Source organism: Novosphingobium sp. 9 (assembly GCF_025340265.1).
Classification (GTDB): Bacteria; Pseudomonadota; Alphaproteobacteria; order Sphingomonadales; family Sphingomonadaceae; genus Novosphingobium.
The window spans coordinates 1,397,986-1,412,132 of record NZ_CP022707.1 but is presented as its reverse complement, the minus strand read 5'-3'; the positions used below and the strand labels follow the sequence as shown (position 1 = coordinate 1,412,132).

The 14,147-nt window shown below is 66.1% G+C and carries 13 protein-coding genes; 8 read left to right on the top strand and 5 right to left on the bottom strand.

Annotation, left to right across the window (positions count from 1 at the left end):
• Positions 1–8 precede the first annotated feature (8 nt).
• The 4 genes from CI805_RS07175 to CI805_RS07160 all read left to right on the top strand — a co-directional run bounded on the left by CI805_RS07175 (position 9) and on the right by CI805_RS07160 (position 5,628).
• A complete protein-coding gene (locus tag CI805_RS07175) occupies positions 9–2,174 on the top strand; it encodes a malate synthase G (protein ID WP_260927563.1) in 2,166 nt (721 codons plus the stop codon).
• A gap of 169 nt (positions 2,175–2,343) precedes the next feature.
• Positions 2,344–2,769 (top strand): hypothetical protein, encoded by a 426-nt coding sequence (locus CI805_RS07170; RefSeq protein ID WP_260927561.1) that lies wholly within the window; start codon positions 2,344–2,346, stop codon positions 2,767–2,769.
• A gap of 88 nt (positions 2,770–2,857) precedes the next feature.
• Entirely contained in the window at positions 2,858–4,642 is a 1,785-nt protein-coding gene (locus CI805_RS07165) for a copper resistance system multicopper oxidase (protein ID WP_260927560.1), read from the top strand.
• Positions 4,639–5,628 carry a copper resistance protein B gene (locus tag CI805_RS07160; RefSeq protein ID WP_260927558.1) on the top strand — a complete coding sequence of 330 codons (990 nt, stop codon included), beginning with the start codon at positions 4,639–4,641 and terminating at the stop codon, positions 5,626–5,628. Before CI805_RS07165 ends, CI805_RS07160 begins: the two co-directional genes overlap by 4 nt.
• A 53-nt stretch (positions 5,629–5,681) precedes the next feature.
• On the opposite strand, the gene CI805_RS07155 is transcribed toward CI805_RS07160, so the two are convergent.
• From CI805_RS07155 to CI805_RS07140, 4 genes are all read right to left on the bottom strand, one after another.
• A complete protein-coding gene (locus tag CI805_RS07155; protein WP_260927556.1) occupies positions 5,682–5,978 on the bottom strand; it encodes a hypothetical protein in 297 nt (98 codons plus the stop codon).
• Between the two features lie 201 nt (positions 5,979–6,179).
• Positions 6,180–7,487 (bottom strand): dicarboxylate/amino acid:cation symporter, encoded by a 1,308-nt coding sequence (locus tag CI805_RS07150; RefSeq protein WP_260927554.1) that lies wholly within the window; start codon positions 7,485–7,487, stop codon positions 6,180–6,182.
• Between the two features lie 111 nt (positions 7,488–7,598).
• Positions 7,599–8,060: an RDD family protein gene (locus tag CI805_RS07145; protein ID WP_260927552.1), complete on the bottom strand. Its 462-nt coding sequence runs from the start codon at positions 8,058–8,060 to the stop codon at positions 7,599–7,601.
• Between the two features lie 41 nt (positions 8,061–8,101).
• Complete coding sequence (locus CI805_RS07140) at positions 8,102–8,584, bottom strand: RDD family protein (protein WP_260927549.1); 483 nt, start codon at positions 8,582–8,584, stop codon at positions 8,102–8,104.
• A 310-nt stretch (positions 8,585–8,894) separates the two neighbouring features.
• Between CI805_RS07140 and typA the strand changes: the two genes are divergently transcribed.
• The 4 genes from typA (at position 8,895) to CI805_RS07120 (ending at position 13,671) form a co-directional block, all read left to right on the top strand.
• Positions 8,895–10,724, top strand: coding sequence for a translational GTPase TypA (typA, locus tag CI805_RS07135; protein ID WP_260927547.1), 1,830 nt, complete (start codon positions 8,895–8,897; stop codon positions 10,722–10,724).
• 306 nt (positions 10,725–11,030) lie between these two features.
• A complete protein-coding gene (locus tag CI805_RS07130; protein ID WP_260927545.1) occupies positions 11,031–11,423 on the top strand; it encodes a hypothetical protein in 393 nt (130 codons plus the stop codon).
• Positions 11,424–11,753: 330 nt separating this feature from the next.
• Positions 11,754–12,260: a hypothetical protein gene (locus CI805_RS07125; protein WP_260927543.1), complete on the top strand. Its 507-nt coding sequence runs from the start codon at positions 11,754–11,756 to the stop codon at positions 12,258–12,260.
• Between the two features lie 253 nt (positions 12,261–12,513).
• The gene (locus CI805_RS07120; protein WP_260927849.1) at positions 12,514–13,671 is read left to right on the top strand and encodes a glycosyltransferase family 4 protein; all 1,158 of its coding nucleotides are present in this window, start codon (positions 12,514–12,516) and stop codon (positions 13,669–13,671) included.
• 3 nt (positions 13,672–13,674) lie between these two features.
• Here the strand turns inward: CI805_RS07120 and CI805_RS07115 are convergent, their stop codons facing one another.
• The gene (locus tag CI805_RS07115; RefSeq protein ID WP_260927541.1) at positions 13,675–14,112 is read right to left on the bottom strand and encodes a hypothetical protein; all 438 of its coding nucleotides are present in this window, start codon (positions 14,110–14,112) and stop codon (positions 13,675–13,677) included.
• Positions 14,113–14,147 lie beyond the last annotated feature (35 nt).

The following is a 14,147-nucleotide window of genomic DNA, read 5'->3' as shown; positions in this document are numbered from 1 at the left end:
TGAAAGCCATGGCCACCAGCGCAACTCTTGCATCCGGCGCACGCCCCGATGCCCCCTTCGAGACCGAGCACCTCGTCTCTCGCGCAGGGCTCCACGTAGCGGACGAACTCGCCCGCTTCGTGGAGGAGGACGCGCTGCCCGGCACCGGGATCGCGCCCGAGGCCTTCTGGCAGGGGCTGGCCGATCTGATGGCGCGCTTCACGCCGGAAAACCGAACCCTGCTGGAAACGCGCGACAGCCTCCAGCACCAGATCGACCAGTGGCATCGCGCTCATCCCGGCGCGGGAACCGGTGCCCCGCGCGCCTTTCTGGAAGAGATCGGCTATCTGGCGCCGGAACCTGCACCTTTCACGATCGGCACATCGGGCCTCGATCCCGAGATCGCCACGCTGGCAGGGCCGCAACTGGTCGTGCCGGTGCTCAACGCGCGCTTCGTCCTCAACGCAGCCAATGCGCGGTGGGGAAGCCTCTACGATGCGCTCTACGGCACCGACGCGCTGGACGGCGCGCCGCCGCCGCACGGCGCCTTTGACCGGGCGCGCGGCCAGCGGGTGATCGCCTGGGCGAAAGCTTTCCTCGACGAAGCCGCCCCGCTTCGCGAGGGCTCGTGGGCCGGTTGGACCGGCGGCGAACCCCAACTCGCCGATCCGTCGCAACTGGCCGGGCGCAGCGGCAGCAACCTGCTGCTGCGCCGCCACGGCCTGCATATCGAACTGGTGATCGATCCGGCGCATCCGGTCGGCCGGATCGACCCGGCAGGCATCGCCGACGTGCTGCTCGAAAGCGCGCTCTCCACCATCGTCGATCTGGAGGACTCGGTCGCGGCAGTCGATGCCGAGGACAAGGTTGCCGCCTATCGCGGCTGGCTGGGGCTGATGCGCGGCGATCTGACCGCCCACTTCGTCAAGGGCGATACCCTGATCGAGCGCAAGCTTTCCGGGGATCGTACTTATGCCACGGCGGCAGGCGAGACGTTCGTCCTGCCGGGGCGCAGCCTGCTGCTGGTCCGCAATGTCGGCCACCTGATGACCACGCCCGCGATGCGCCTGCCGGACGGGAGCGAGGCGTTCGAGGGCCTGCTCGATGCGGCGATCACCAGCCTGATCGCGCTCCACGATATCCGGGGCAGCGGGTCCATCCGCAACAGTCGCAAGGGGGCGATCTATATCGTCAAGCCCAAGATGCACGGGCCTGCGGAGTGCGCCTTTGCCGATGCCGTGTTCGATGCGGTCGAGGACATACTCGGCCTGCCGCGCCACACCATCCGCATCGGCGTGATGGACGAGGAGCGGCGCACCAGCGCCAACCTCGCCGCCTGCATCCATGCGGTGAAGGACCGGGTGTTCTTCATCAACACCGGCTTTCTCGACCGCACTGGCGACGAGATCCACACCTCAATGCTGGCAGGCCCGATGCGCCGAAAGAGCGGCATCCGGCAGGCGGAATGGATCAGGGCCTACGAGGATCGCAACGTCCAGATCGGCCTTGCCAGCGGCTTTGCAGGGCATGCGCAGATCGGCAAGGGCATGTGGGCCGCACCCGACCGGATGCACGCGATGCTGGCCGAGAAGCAGGCCCACCCGATGAGCGGGGCCAGCACTGCCTGGGTGCCCTCGCCCACCGCAGCCACGCTGCACGCGACGCACTACCACCGCTGCGACGTGGCCGCGCGCCAGCAGGCCCGCGCCGCCGAGCCGGTAGCCTCGCTCGATACCCTGCTGGAAGCACCGCTGGCGATGGACCGCTGCTGGCAGGCCGAGGAAATCTGGGAGGAACTGGACAACAACGTGCAGGGGATCCTGGGCTATGTCGTGCGCTGGATCGATCAGGGCGTCGGCTGCTCCAAGGTGCCCGATATCCACGACGTCGGCCTGATGGAGGACCGCGCGACGCTGCGCATTTCCTCGCAGCATATCGCCAACTGGCTGCTCCACGGGGTGATCTCCGCCAGTCAGGTCGAGGATTCGCTGCGACGCATGGCCCGCAAGGTCGATGGCCAGAACGGGGGCGATCCGGCCTATCGCGCGATGTCGGGTCATGAATGTACGAGCCTTGCCTTCCGGGCCGCCCACGCGCTGATCTTCGAGGGTACGCACCAGCCCAACGGCTATACCGAGCCCCTGCTTCACGCGTTCCGACGCGATCTGAAGGACAGCAATACCACCGGGCAATAACCGGGGCCCCCGATAACGAACCGGGGATGCCGGACCGCTTGCGCCAAGCCCCTTGCGAGCAGCGGAACACCGGCGCTACACTGGGAGCGCCTGATCGGGCCGAGGGCAGTTGCCGCCCCTCGTCTTTCGATCAGCGCTCCCGGTTTTTCGTTTCAGGATCATCCCTCGCGTGAGCATCGCCTGCCCTTCCCCGATCCGCAGCGCGCCCACGTGCCTGCCTGGTGTTCGGGTGGCGGTTGCGCTGGTCATGGCGCTGTGCGCACTACTGCTGGCGCTGGCCCCTGCCTTTGCGGGCGCGGCGCCGATGCAGATGGGACCGATGGATATGGCGCCCCACGGCCATCACACGATGGCGTCCGAAGAGACCCGCGCGCCCTGCTGCGACGACACCTCTCCCGGCGACATGCACCACGATGCGGCGGCAACGCTGCACTGCCTCGCCTCGTGCCTGATGGCAGCGGGCGTGACCGTGCCCGATCTGCCGAGCGCGATTCCGGCGCAACTCGATCCGCTTGCCCCCGAAACGCGCGCGCTTCCCGCCCTTGCCCTGCGCCGTCCCGCCGCGCTCGATCCTCCCCCACCGCGACTGTCCTGAGCCTCGACATCCCGGCCCGCCCCTAAAGGCGCGCCGGACACGAAGATGCTCATCCCGGCGCCGCTGTGCGACCGGAGAGGACAGACAGATGACCGATACCGCATTCGACCGGCGCGCCCTGCTGGGCCGCGCCGGAGCCATCGGCGGAGCGCTGGGCGCCTCGCTGCTGCTGCCGCGCTGGGCCATGGCCCAGACCGACCATTCCCACCACACGATACCGATGACAGGCGGGCCCATGACGAACGGGCCGATGCCTATGAACACCGCCGATGGCACGCTCTCGGGCGAGCACATCGCCCTCACCATCGCCCGCACGCCCTTCATCGTCGGGCGCCGCACGATGCAGGCGACCTGCGTCAACGGCACCGTCCCCGGCCCGCTGATCCGCCTTCGCGAAGGGCAGGACGCCGCCATCGACGTCACCAACCATCTCGACGAGGACAGCTCGATCCACTGGCACGGGCTGGTGCTGCCGTTCCAGATGGACGGCGTTCCGGGCCTCTCGTTCCCCGGCATCCGCCCCGGCGAGACCTTCCGCTATCGCTTCCCGGTGCACCAGTCGGGCACCTACTGGTATCACAGCCACTCGGGCGGACAGGAAGGCACCGGCCTGATCGGCCCGCTGGTGATCGACCCCGCCGGGCCCGAGCGCGTAGCGAGCGACCGCGAGATGATCCTCGTCCTCTCGGACTGGAGCGCGCTGTCGCCCATGGCCATGCTCCACAAGCTGAAGGTCGATCCCGATGTGTTCAACTTCCAGCAGCAGACGCTGACGCAAAGCCCCTCGGGCAAGCCGATGCCGCTGTCCGACCGGCTGCGCTGGAGTCGCACGCGCATGTCGCCCACCGACATCGCCGACGTGACCGGGTCCACCTATACCTATCTCGTCAACGGGCACGATCCGCTCGCCAACTGGACCGGGCTGTTCCGCGCAGGGGAACGCGTGCGGCTGCGCATCATCAACGCCTCGGCGATGACGATCTTCAACCTGCGCATCTCCGACCTGCCGCTGACCGTGATCGCGGCGGACGGCAGCGACGTGAAGCCGGTCGAGACCGACGAGATACAGATCGGCGTTGCCGAAACCTACGACGTGATCGTGACCCCGCAGGACCGCGCCTATACCCTCGTGGCCGAGAGCATCGACCGCTCCGGCATGGCCCTCGCGACACTCGCGACGCGTCCCGGCATGACCGCGCCGGTGCCAGCGTTGCGCAAGCCCCCTCGCCTCACCATGCGCGACATGGGCATGGGCGATATGGGGGATATGCAGGGCATGAGCGGCATGTCGCACATGGAGATGGACCATGGCTCGATGACAATGCGCGATCCCGCCAATGCGCCCGGCATCGATCTCAATCCCGGTGTCGACATGATCGCGCCGATGCCTGCCGATCGCATGGGCGACCGGGGCCTCGGCCTCGAACATGTCGACCACCGCGTGCTCGTCTACACCGATCTCGAAGCGCCAGAACCGCGCGCCGACGTCACTGCACCGACGCGCGAGATCGTCGTCTACCTGACCGGCAACATGGCGCGCTACATGTGGTCGTTCGATGGGCGCAAATTCTCGCACATGACCCAGCCGATCCGCCTCGAACGCGGAGAAAGAGTTCGCTTCAAACTGGTCAACCTGACGATGATGACCCATCCGATCCACCTGCACGGTTTCCTGTTCGATCTTGCCAACGGCAAGGGCAACCGGGCGCCGCGCAAGCACACCGTCAACGTGCTGCCGGGCGGCTATGCGGCGTTCGACCTTACCGCCGATGCGCCGGGCGACTGGGCGTTCCACTGCCATCTGCTGCTGCACATGATGGCCGGGATGTTCAACGTCGTCTCGGTGCGTCCGATGGATGGAGGCGCCGCATGATCCGCGCTCTGCTGCTCGCCGGGGCCTGCTGGGCGCTTCCGGTTTCCGCTATGGCGCAGACCTCGGGGGATCAAACGTCGATGGACGACATGGCGGGCATGGATATGTCGGGGATGGACATGGGCGGCCACGACCATGCCGGGCACGCCGGGCCTAAACCGCCTGCGTCACCGGCTCCTTCGCACGACATGTCGGAGATGGATGGCATGGATATGCCTGCCTCACCCGCGACAGAACCGAAGCAAGGCCCGCCCCCACCCGTTGCGCTCTCCGGCCCGGCGCACGCTGCCGATGCGTTCTATCCGGCGGGTGAAATGGCCAGCGCGCGCATGGCGATGATGCACGAGATGGGCTCGATGCCCTCCACCATGGTCCTGCTCGACCGGCTGGAGGCCCAGTCTGGGAAAGGCACAGACGGCTGGGCATGGGAAGCCGATGCCCGCACCGGCGGCGATACCGACCGTCTGTGGATCAAGAGCGAGGGCGAGGCGGCCTTCCACGGCGGGCTCGACAGCGCCGAGGTTCAGGCCCTCTGGAGCCATGCCATCGGCCCGTGGTTCGATGCGCAGGCAGGCGTGCGCGAGGTGATCGCGCCCGGCCCGAACCGCACGCAGGCCACGGTCGGGATCGAGGGCCTGGCGCCCTACATGTTCGACGTGGAAGCTCGCGCGTTCCTCTCCACCCATGGCGAGCTGACCGGACGGATCGAGGCCGATCACGACATCCGCGTGACCCAGCGCCTGATCCTGCAACCGCGCATCGAGGCGAATGTCTCGGCGCAGGACATGCCGAACCTGCGCACCGGCGCGGGGCTCACCTCACTCGAAGCGGGCCTGCGCCTGCGCTACGAGGTCGCCCGTGAATTCGCACCTTACGTGGGGGTGGAATGGCAGAAGAGCTTCGGGCGGACGGCTGACTATATGCGCGCCAGTGGCGATGATCCCGACCGGCCCGTCGCCGTGATCGGCATTCGCGCCTGGTTCTGAAGATACGTTCGGCCCGCGGCGAGAGTTGCGGGCCGAAGCGGCTCGAAAACGCCTTAACCACGCGGAAGCGTCACCGCACCCGGCACACCGACGAAGCCCATCGCGCGCAGCAGGTCGGCCATGTTCTGCGCATCGCTGGCAAAGCGCCGCGTCCAGTCGGCATTGCCGAGCAGGCCCAGCGCCGAGCGTTGCAGCAGGCTGGAGGCATGGAGCGTGTCCTGCACGAACTCGTCGGGGATCGCGCGCGATTTCTTGCTGGAGACAGGTGCAGCATCGCCGTGTGAAACACCGTGATCGACGCGCACAGTCACTTCGCTCGCGACCGTTTCCGACTGGAATTCGTACATCATCCGTCTCCCGCCAGCGCTGCAGCAAAAAGCCCGCAGACGCTGCGGCGCGCGAGGCTTGCGCGCCATATGCAGGGGGAACGGCATAGACGGAATTTCAGTTCCCGGCGCTGTCACAAAGTCCTGAATAATCAGGCACCGAAAGCTAATGCGGTTTGCCGCATTTTCCGAGTCATCAGGTGATCCGCCTGATCAGAAAATGCTCTAGGCAGCCGCCAATTCTCCAGCAGCACCGTTGTAAGCGCCCTCGTCCAGAATGCCCTCGCGCTTGGCGACGAGCGTGGCGACCAGCACCTGCCCTGCCACGTTCACCGCCGTGCGCCCCATGTCGAGGATCGGGTCGATGGCGAGCAGTAGCCCTGCGCCCTCCAGCGGCAGGCCCAGCGTCGAGAGCGTGAGCGTGAGCATCACCACCGCGCCGGTCAGCCCCGCCGTCGCCGCCGAGCCGACGACCGAGACGAACACGATCAGCAGATAGTCGATCGGCGCCAGATGGATGCCGTAGAAGCCCGCCACGAAAATCGCCGAGAGCGCCGGATAGATCGAGGCGCAGCCGTCCATCTTGGTGGTCGAGGCCAGCGGGATCGCGAAGGCGGCATAGCCCTTCTCAACGCCAAGGCGCTCGGTCACGGTCTCGGTGACGGGCATGGTGCCGACCGACGAGCGCGAGACGAAGCCCAGCTGGATCGCCGGCCAGGCCTTGGCGAAGAACGCGCGCGGGCTCAGGCCATGGGCCAGCAGCAGCAGCGGATAGACCACCAGCAGCACCAGCGCGAGGCCGAGGTAGATCGTCGCGGTGAACGTGCCCAGACGCGCCAGCGCTTCCCAGCCATAGGTCGCGACCGCCGTGCCGATCAACGCGGCCGATCCGATCGGCGTCAGGCGGATGATCCAGCCCAGGATCGCGCGGACCACCGCCAGGAACGAGCGCACGAAGGCGAGGAACGGCTCGGCCTTTTCGCCCACTTTCAGTGTCGCGAGGCCCACCGCGATGGAGATTACCAGGAGTTGCAGCACGTTGAACGAGAGGCTGGTGGACACGCCGCCGTCCGCCGTCAGCTTGCTGGAGCCGGTCAGCGCGAGGCTGTTGCCGGGGACGAGACCTGTCAGGAAGTCGAGCCAGCCGCCCACCGAATCGGGGCGTGTCGGCGGCGTTGCGGCAGGGCCGATGCCCACGCCCGGCTGGAACACGAGGCCGATGGCGATGCCGATGGACACCGCGATCAGCGCGGTGATCGCGAACCACAGCAGCGTCTGCCCCGCCAACCGCGCGGCATTGTCGAGCGCGCGCAAGTTGGCGATCGAGGCGACGATGGCGGTGAACACCAGCGGCGGCACCACCGCCTTCAGCAGCGTGACGAAGACGCTGCCCAACGTCTTCAGCGTCACCGCCAGCCAGTTCAGATCACCGCCGCCAGCCGGTCCGATCGCCCGCGCGGCCACACCGAGCGCAAGCCCTGCGACCATGCCGACAAGCACCTGAAACCCGAAGCTGCGGTAATTGATAGTCATCTGGAACGTCCCGTCTTCAATCCTTCCAGATAGGGCATAGCGTCGCCCACATGCAGCAAAGCAATTGTTTGCAACCGCAAAGCGCGGCGAAATGCACGCTTTGCCGAAACTTCATCGCTCCCCCTTCACGCGAAAACTGCAACCATTCAGGCCCAAGAGGTGCGGATCACGCGTCCTGAAAACAAGCGTTCCAGCCAGAATATCGTGCAATCCACGCTTGCGCTGTGTGAAAGCGACCATCAGGTAACCAACGCACAAAGCCAGCCCGGAGAGCACCTTGGCGAAATAGCGCCCGGTGCCACGGGCAAAACTGATCCTGCGGCCAGCCTCGTCGGTCACGACCAACCCAACCGCCAGCTTGCCGAGCGTCGCCTGCCATGAAGAGCTCTCCGTTAGCGCATAATAGAGCCAGTGCAGCAGCAACAGCAGGCCGGTCCGCTTGAGAAGCGCAGCCAAATGGACGACGGAACCACCGACCCGCGTCCATAAGGGCGGGTATCCGTCGCCCAGCGCAAGCCGCAGCACGGTGCCCAGCGCAAGGAGCACCAGCCCATCCACGGCGGCAGCCAGCACGCGCCACCAGAACCCTCCGTAAGGCGACATTTGCATGCCCCTTACGCAAACACCCGCTCATCCATCGCGACCAGCTTCGGATCGCGCGTCTTGTAGACGAGCGTGCGCGCCACGATGTCGTGCAGGCCCTGCTTGCGCTCGGTGAAGGCGACCATGATGTAGCCGATGCACAGGATCAGGCTGGAGAGGATCTTGGCGAAATAGCGCCCGGTCGCCCTGCCGAAGCCGATGCGCTGGCCAAACTCGTCCGTCACGACCAGACCGACTGCCATCTTGCCCAGCGTGCCTTGTGTGGGCGAACTTTCCATGATTGCGAAGTAGAGCCAGCTGAGCACCAGACTGATGCTGGTCGTCAGGGCGATGATGGCGAAGTTCGCGCCGGTCTGGTCCATGCCGCCCATTACCGAACCCAGACCGATTCCAACGCCCATGATGGCGCCCAGGACACTCATCACCACCTGCATCACGATCGCGTCGATGAAATAGGCGAGGACCCGCCACCAGAAACCGCCGTAAGGCACCATGATCTTTCCCCCGTTCGTGCGACAAGGCCATCTTGGGCGATGGCCTTTCTCAGCGCGAAGTTGTTTCACAAGGCACCCGAAATTTCAAAGCATTTCCGAATCGTATCACGCAAGCGCAACATCGCGGGGGAGCCAGAGGACAGCGCCCCGATGCCGCCGCCCACGCCCGACCGCAGCCTTTTTGGCCCGTCCCTGTCGGGAGCGCCCCGCCGCCCCGGACTTGCCGTGCAGGCACTCTTGCGCTAAGGGCGCGCGGATTTTGCGGTGCAGCGACGCACCGTCCTGCCCCTCCATACCGAAGGCAAAACGCATGTCCGCCCCGCTTCCCTTGCGCAATATCGCGATTATTGCGCACGTCGACCATGGCAAGACCACGCTCGTCGACCAGCTGTTCCGCCAGTCCGGCACCTTCCGCGACAACCAGCGCGTCGAAGAGCGCGCGATGGACTCCAACGACCTCGAAAAGGAGCGCGGGATCACCATTCTCGCGAAGCCGACCTCGATCGAGTGGAACGGCTATCGCATCAACATCGTCGACACCCCCGGCCACGCCGACTTCGGTGCCGAAGTCGAGCGCATCCTCTCGATGGTCGACGGCGTCGTTCTGCTGGTCGACTCGTCGGAAGGCGCGATGCCGCAGACCAAGTTCGTGACCGGCAAGGCGCTGGGCCTCGGCCTCAAGCCGATCGTCGTCGTCAACAAGATCGACCGTCCCGATGGCCGTCACGCCGAAGTGCTCGACGAAGTGTTCGACCTCTTCGTCAGCCTCGACGCCAACGACGAGCAGCTCGACTTCCCGGTGCTCTACGCCTCGGGCCGCAACGGCTACGCCAGCTACGATCCGGACCTGCGCGAAGGCACCCTGACCCCGCTGTTCGAGAAGATCGTCGAGCACGTTCCCGCGCCCGATCTCGACGTCGATGCGCCGTTCTCGTTCCTGGCGACGCTGCTGGACCGCGACAACTTCATGGGCCGCGTGCTGACCGGCCGCGTCCAGTCGGGCACGCTGAAGGTCAACGACCCGATCCGCGCCCTCGACATGGACGGCAAGGTCATCGAAGTGGGCCGCGCCACCAAGGTGCTCTCGTTCCGTGGCCTCGACCGCGTTCCCGTGGACGAAGCGCGCGCCGGTGACATCATCGCGCTGGCCGGCCTTGAGAAGGCGACCGTCGCCAACACCATCGCCGATCCGCAGGTCACTGTGCCGATCAAGGCTCAGCCGATCGATCCGCCGACCCTCGCCATGCGCTTTGCCGTAAACGACTCGCCGCTCGCGGGCCGCGAAGGCGACAAGGTGACGAGCCGCATGATCCGCGACCGCCTGATGCGCGAAGCGGAAACCAACGTCGCCATCCGCGTCACCGAATCGGCTGACAAGGACAGCTTCGAAGTCGCCGGGCGCGGCGAGCTTCAGCTTGGCGTCGTCATCGAGACGATGCGCCGCGAAGGTTTCGAACTGGGCATCAGCCGTCCCCGCGTGCTGTTCGGCACCGACGAGAACGGTGGCCGCACCGAGCCTTACGAAACCGTCGTGATCGACGTGGACGACGAGCACTCGGGCACGGTCGTCGAGAAGATGCAGCGCCGCAAGGCCGAACTGACCGACATGCGTCCGTCGGGCTCGGGCAAGACCCGCATCACCTTCTCGGCCCCTTCGCGCGGCCTGATCGGCTACCACGGCGAGTTCCTTTCGGACACGCGCGGCACCGGCATCATGAACCGCCTGTTCGAGAAGTACGACAGCCACAAGGGTCCGATCGAAGGCCGCCAGAACGGCGTGCTGATCTCGAACTGCACCGGTGAGGCCGTCGGCTACGCGCTGAACTCGCTCGAAGATCGCGGCGTGCTGTTCATCAAGCCCCAGGAGAAGATCTACGAGGGCATGCTGATCGGCGAGAACGCCAAGACCGACGATCTCGAAGTCAACCCGATGAAGTCGAAGCAGCTGACGAACTTCCGTTCGACCGGCAAGGACGACGCCATCCGCCTCACCCCGCCGCGCGTGATGACGCTGGAGCAGGCCATCGCCTACATCGACGACGACGAGATGGTCGAAGTCACCCCGCAGTCGGTCCGTCTGCGCAAGGCGATCCTCGATCCGAACGAGCGCAAGAAGCAGAGCCGCAAGAAGAACGACTGATCCCAGCCGTTCCGATATCGGCGCTTGAGCGGCGATGACAGACAAGAGGGCGCGAGGCTTCGGCTTCGCGCCCTCTTTCGTTTGCGCGCAGCACGTGCACGAAGTCTCCTCCCGTCCTCGCAAGGCGCGCTTCTGTTCATACACAGATATACAAACCTGAACGGAAACTGCCAGACTTGCTCCAATCCCGTTCAGCGAGACTCGCCTAGAAGCATCTTCGACAACGGACGAAACCCCGGTCATCCGGACCGGCCCGTCCGCTCCCCGGCCTTATCGCCGGGCTCGCAATAGGAAGGAGTTTCGACCATGACCATTTTCCGGAAGGCGACCCTCGCCACCGCCCTTGCCGCCACTGCTGTCGTTGCTACCGCAACCCCCGCGATGGCACACCCTTACGGCGGATATCACGGCCGGGGCGACAACACCGCCGCCGTCGCCATTGGCGCGGGCATCCTTGGCCTCGCCGTCGGCGCCATCGCCGCCTCGTCCTCGAACCGCGACCACTACCGCGACGACCGCTATTACGACAGCGGCTATGCCGAGCCGGTCTATGCCGAACCCGTCTATACCGACGGCTGGTACTATCGCGACGGCTACTACTGGGACCGTGACGGTGGCCGCCACTCGCGCGACGATTACGCCCGCTTCCACCGCGACGGCTATGGCCGCAACTACGACAACTACCGTCGCGGTTACTGACCCCTCCTGAGGAGCCGGGGAAGACAGGGTTAGCCCGACTTCCCCCCGGCTCACGAGGCGCCCGGTTCCCGTTCTCCCCTACTGCGGGAACCGGGCGCTGCCTCGCGAAGACGCTGAAACCATGAGCTTTCGCGCCCCGCCAAGACGACGACAGCACCATCGAAACGATGGCGAACAACAGACTGGCGCAACACGCCCCTCGATTTGTCGCAGATTGTCGCAAGGTTAAGTTGGGGTTCACTGGACGAACCCCATTTGGACATCACACCTACACAAGGTTCGCCCGCCGACGCGCCGTACTCGGACTGGCAACGGAAGGGAGCACAGATTATGAAGACGCTACTCACCAAGATCGGTCTTTCGACGGTACTGGCCGCGACCGCGCTGACCGCCGTGACGCCTGCCATGGCCCAGCCCTATCGCCATCGCGATAACACCGGCATCGCCATTGGCGCCGGTATCCTCGGCCTTGCCGTGGGCGCCGCCATCGCCGACCGTGGCGATCGCTATTACTACGATCGCGACTACTATGCCCGCCGTCACTATGTGCGCGTCGAGGGCCGTCCCGGCTACTACTATTATTACGACGGTGCACCCCGCCGCTACTATCAGGATCGCTACTATGACCGCTATTACGCGCCGTACTATCGCGATCACTACTACAGCGGTCGCTGGTATGGCGAACCGCGCGGCTGGCAGCGCGGTCCGGGCTGGGACCGTGGACGCGGCCCCGGCTGGGATCGCGGCCATGACCGCCGCGACTGGGATCGCGGTCACGACCGCGGTGCCTGGAACCACGGCCATGACGACCACGACCGCGGCCACTGGCGCCGCTAAGCGCTGGCAGCAGGAACACACAGGATCAGACCGACCGGGAAATCAACCCGGCGAATCCCCAAGTGCGTAACCTCAAGAATACTCAGGCCCCCGTATCGGTGCGATACGGGGGCCTTGTTCATATCGGCCACTCCGGCCCGGTCTCCGAGTACGTGACGAATTTGCAACGATCCACAATCGTGTCGCCCTGCATACCATTGCGGACACCGTGCCGCCTCGCCAAGCGGGCGACGGGCCGCTATGGGACGCGCGTATGAATACCGCCGACCTTCGCATCGCCCTGTTCTCGGGCAACTACAATTACGTTCGCGACGGCGCCAACCAGGCCCTCAACCGCCTTGTCGGCTATCTGCTGCGTCAGGGTGCGCAAGTGCGCGTCTACGCCCCGACCGTCGCCAATCCTGCGTTCGAACCGACCGGCGACCTTGTCGGCGTACGCGCGGTTCCGATCCCGACGCGTTCGGAATATCGCTTCCCACTCTCGATCTCGGGCAAGGCCCGGCGCGACCTCGCCACCTTCGCGCCCAACGTGGTGCATGTCTCCTCGCCCGATCCGGTCGCCCATCAGGCGCTGACCTGGGCGCGTGACCGCGACCTGCCGGTGCTCGCCTCGGTCCATACCCGTTTCGAGACGTACCTTCGCTACTACAACATGGCCTGGCTGGAGCCGGTGATGGAAGCGGCACTGCGCCGGTTCTACCGCCGCTGCGATGCGCTGGTGGCCCCGTCCGAATCTATGGCGCAAGTGCTGCGCGAGCAGCGCATGAACTATGACGTGTCGATCTGGTCGCGCGGCGTGGATCGCGAGATCTTCCATTCCGGCCGCCGCGATCTGGCGTGGCGCCGCAGTCACGGCATCGCCGACCACGAGATCGCCATCGGCTTCCTGGGGCGCCTGGTCATGGAAAAGGGCCTCGACGTCTTCGCCGATACCCTCGACGAACTGCGCGAGCGCGGCATTCCCTATCGCGTGCTGGTGATCGGTGAAGGCCCCGCGCGCGACTGGTTCGAGGAGCGCGTTCCCGGTGCCGCTTTCGTGGGCTTCCAGCAGGGCGCAGACCTTGGCCGCGCGGTCGCCTCGATGGACATGCTGTTCAACCCGTCGGTGACGGAGACCTTCGGCAACGTCACTCTGGAAGCCATGGCCTGCGGACTGCCCGTGGTCGCCGCCGCCGCGACCGGCAGCCAGAGCCTTGTCGACGATCGCGTTTCGGGGCGCCTGCTGCCGCCGGGTGCGATCCACCAGATGGCCGAGGCGATCCGCGCCTATATCGAAGACCCCGCCCTGCGCGCCGCCCATGGTGCCGCAGGCGAGGCGCGCAGCCTCGAATTCAGTTGGGACCGCATCAATCAGGCCGTGGCCGATACCTACGTTCGCCTGCTGCGCCAGAAGGCTCGCGCCCCGCGCTAATCGTCAGCGCAGCACGCCACGCGCGCGCATCCGCACCGAAAACCACAGCAATGCCACCGCGACGACCCAGATCGTCGCGGTCATCGCCAGATTGCCGGGGCTGTGCATCGAGGCGGGCATGTCGCCAGTCAGTTGCCACGCCTGATTGACAGCCAGTCCCACCAGCGAGATCGCGAAAGCCCCGATCGCCCAGCGAGAGCGGGCCAGCAGCAGCAGTGCCCCCAGCACGCCGCCGCCCACGCCCGCCGCCCATGTGGCATAGATCCACGCAGGCGCTGCATTCAGCCAGTCGATCATATCGGGCGGCATCTGCGCCATATAGGCGGGGTCGCGCGTCAACGTCATCCAGAAGTCCAGACAGCCGAAGGCGTTCCACAAGAGCGCCAGCACGGCCACCAGCCAGTACCCCCAACCCGCACGCACACGCGTCTGCAGCCCCATGGCCTATCCTCTTCCCCGTTGCTCGCATCCGTCGG

Excerpts from the sequence above, each read along its gene's own strand:
- CI805_RS07165 (WP_260927560.1), top strand. The coding sequence starts at position 2,858 with ATGACCGATACCGCATTCGACCGGCGCGCCCTGCTGGGCCGCGCCGGA.
- CI805_RS07115 (WP_260927541.1), bottom strand. The coding sequence starts at position 14,112 with ATGGGGCTGCAGACGCGTGTGCGTGCGGGTTGGGGGTACTGGCTGGTG.
- CI805_RS07155 (WP_260927556.1), bottom strand. The coding sequence starts at position 5,978 with ATGATGTACGAATTCCAGTCGGAAACGGTCGCGAGCGAAGTGACTGTG.
- typA (WP_260927547.1), top strand. The coding sequence starts at position 8,895 with ATGTCCGCCCCGCTTCCCTTGCGCAATATCGCGATTATTGCGCACGTC.
- CI805_RS07120 (WP_260927849.1), top strand. The coding sequence starts at position 12,514 with ATGAATACCGCCGACCTTCGCATCGCCCTGTTCTCGGGCAACTACAAT.
- CI805_RS07175 (WP_260927563.1), top strand. The coding sequence starts at position 9 with ATGGCCACCAGCGCAACTCTTGCATCCGGCGCACGCCCCGATGCCCCC.
- CI805_RS07125 (WP_260927543.1), top strand. The coding sequence starts at position 11,754 with ATGAAGACGCTACTCACCAAGATCGGTCTTTCGACGGTACTGGCCGCG.
- CI805_RS07130 (WP_260927545.1), top strand. The coding sequence starts at position 11,031 with ATGACCATTTTCCGGAAGGCGACCCTCGCCACCGCCCTTGCCGCCACT.
- CI805_RS07150 (WP_260927554.1), bottom strand. The coding sequence starts at position 7,487 with ATGACTATCAATTACCGCAGCTTCGGGTTTCAGGTGCTTGTCGGCATG.
- CI805_RS07140 (WP_260927549.1), bottom strand. The coding sequence starts at position 8,584 with ATGGTGCCTTACGGCGGTTTCTGGTGGCGGGTCCTCGCCTATTTCATC.
- CI805_RS07160 (WP_260927558.1), top strand. The coding sequence starts at position 4,639 with ATGATCCGCGCTCTGCTGCTCGCCGGGGCCTGCTGGGCGCTTCCGGTT.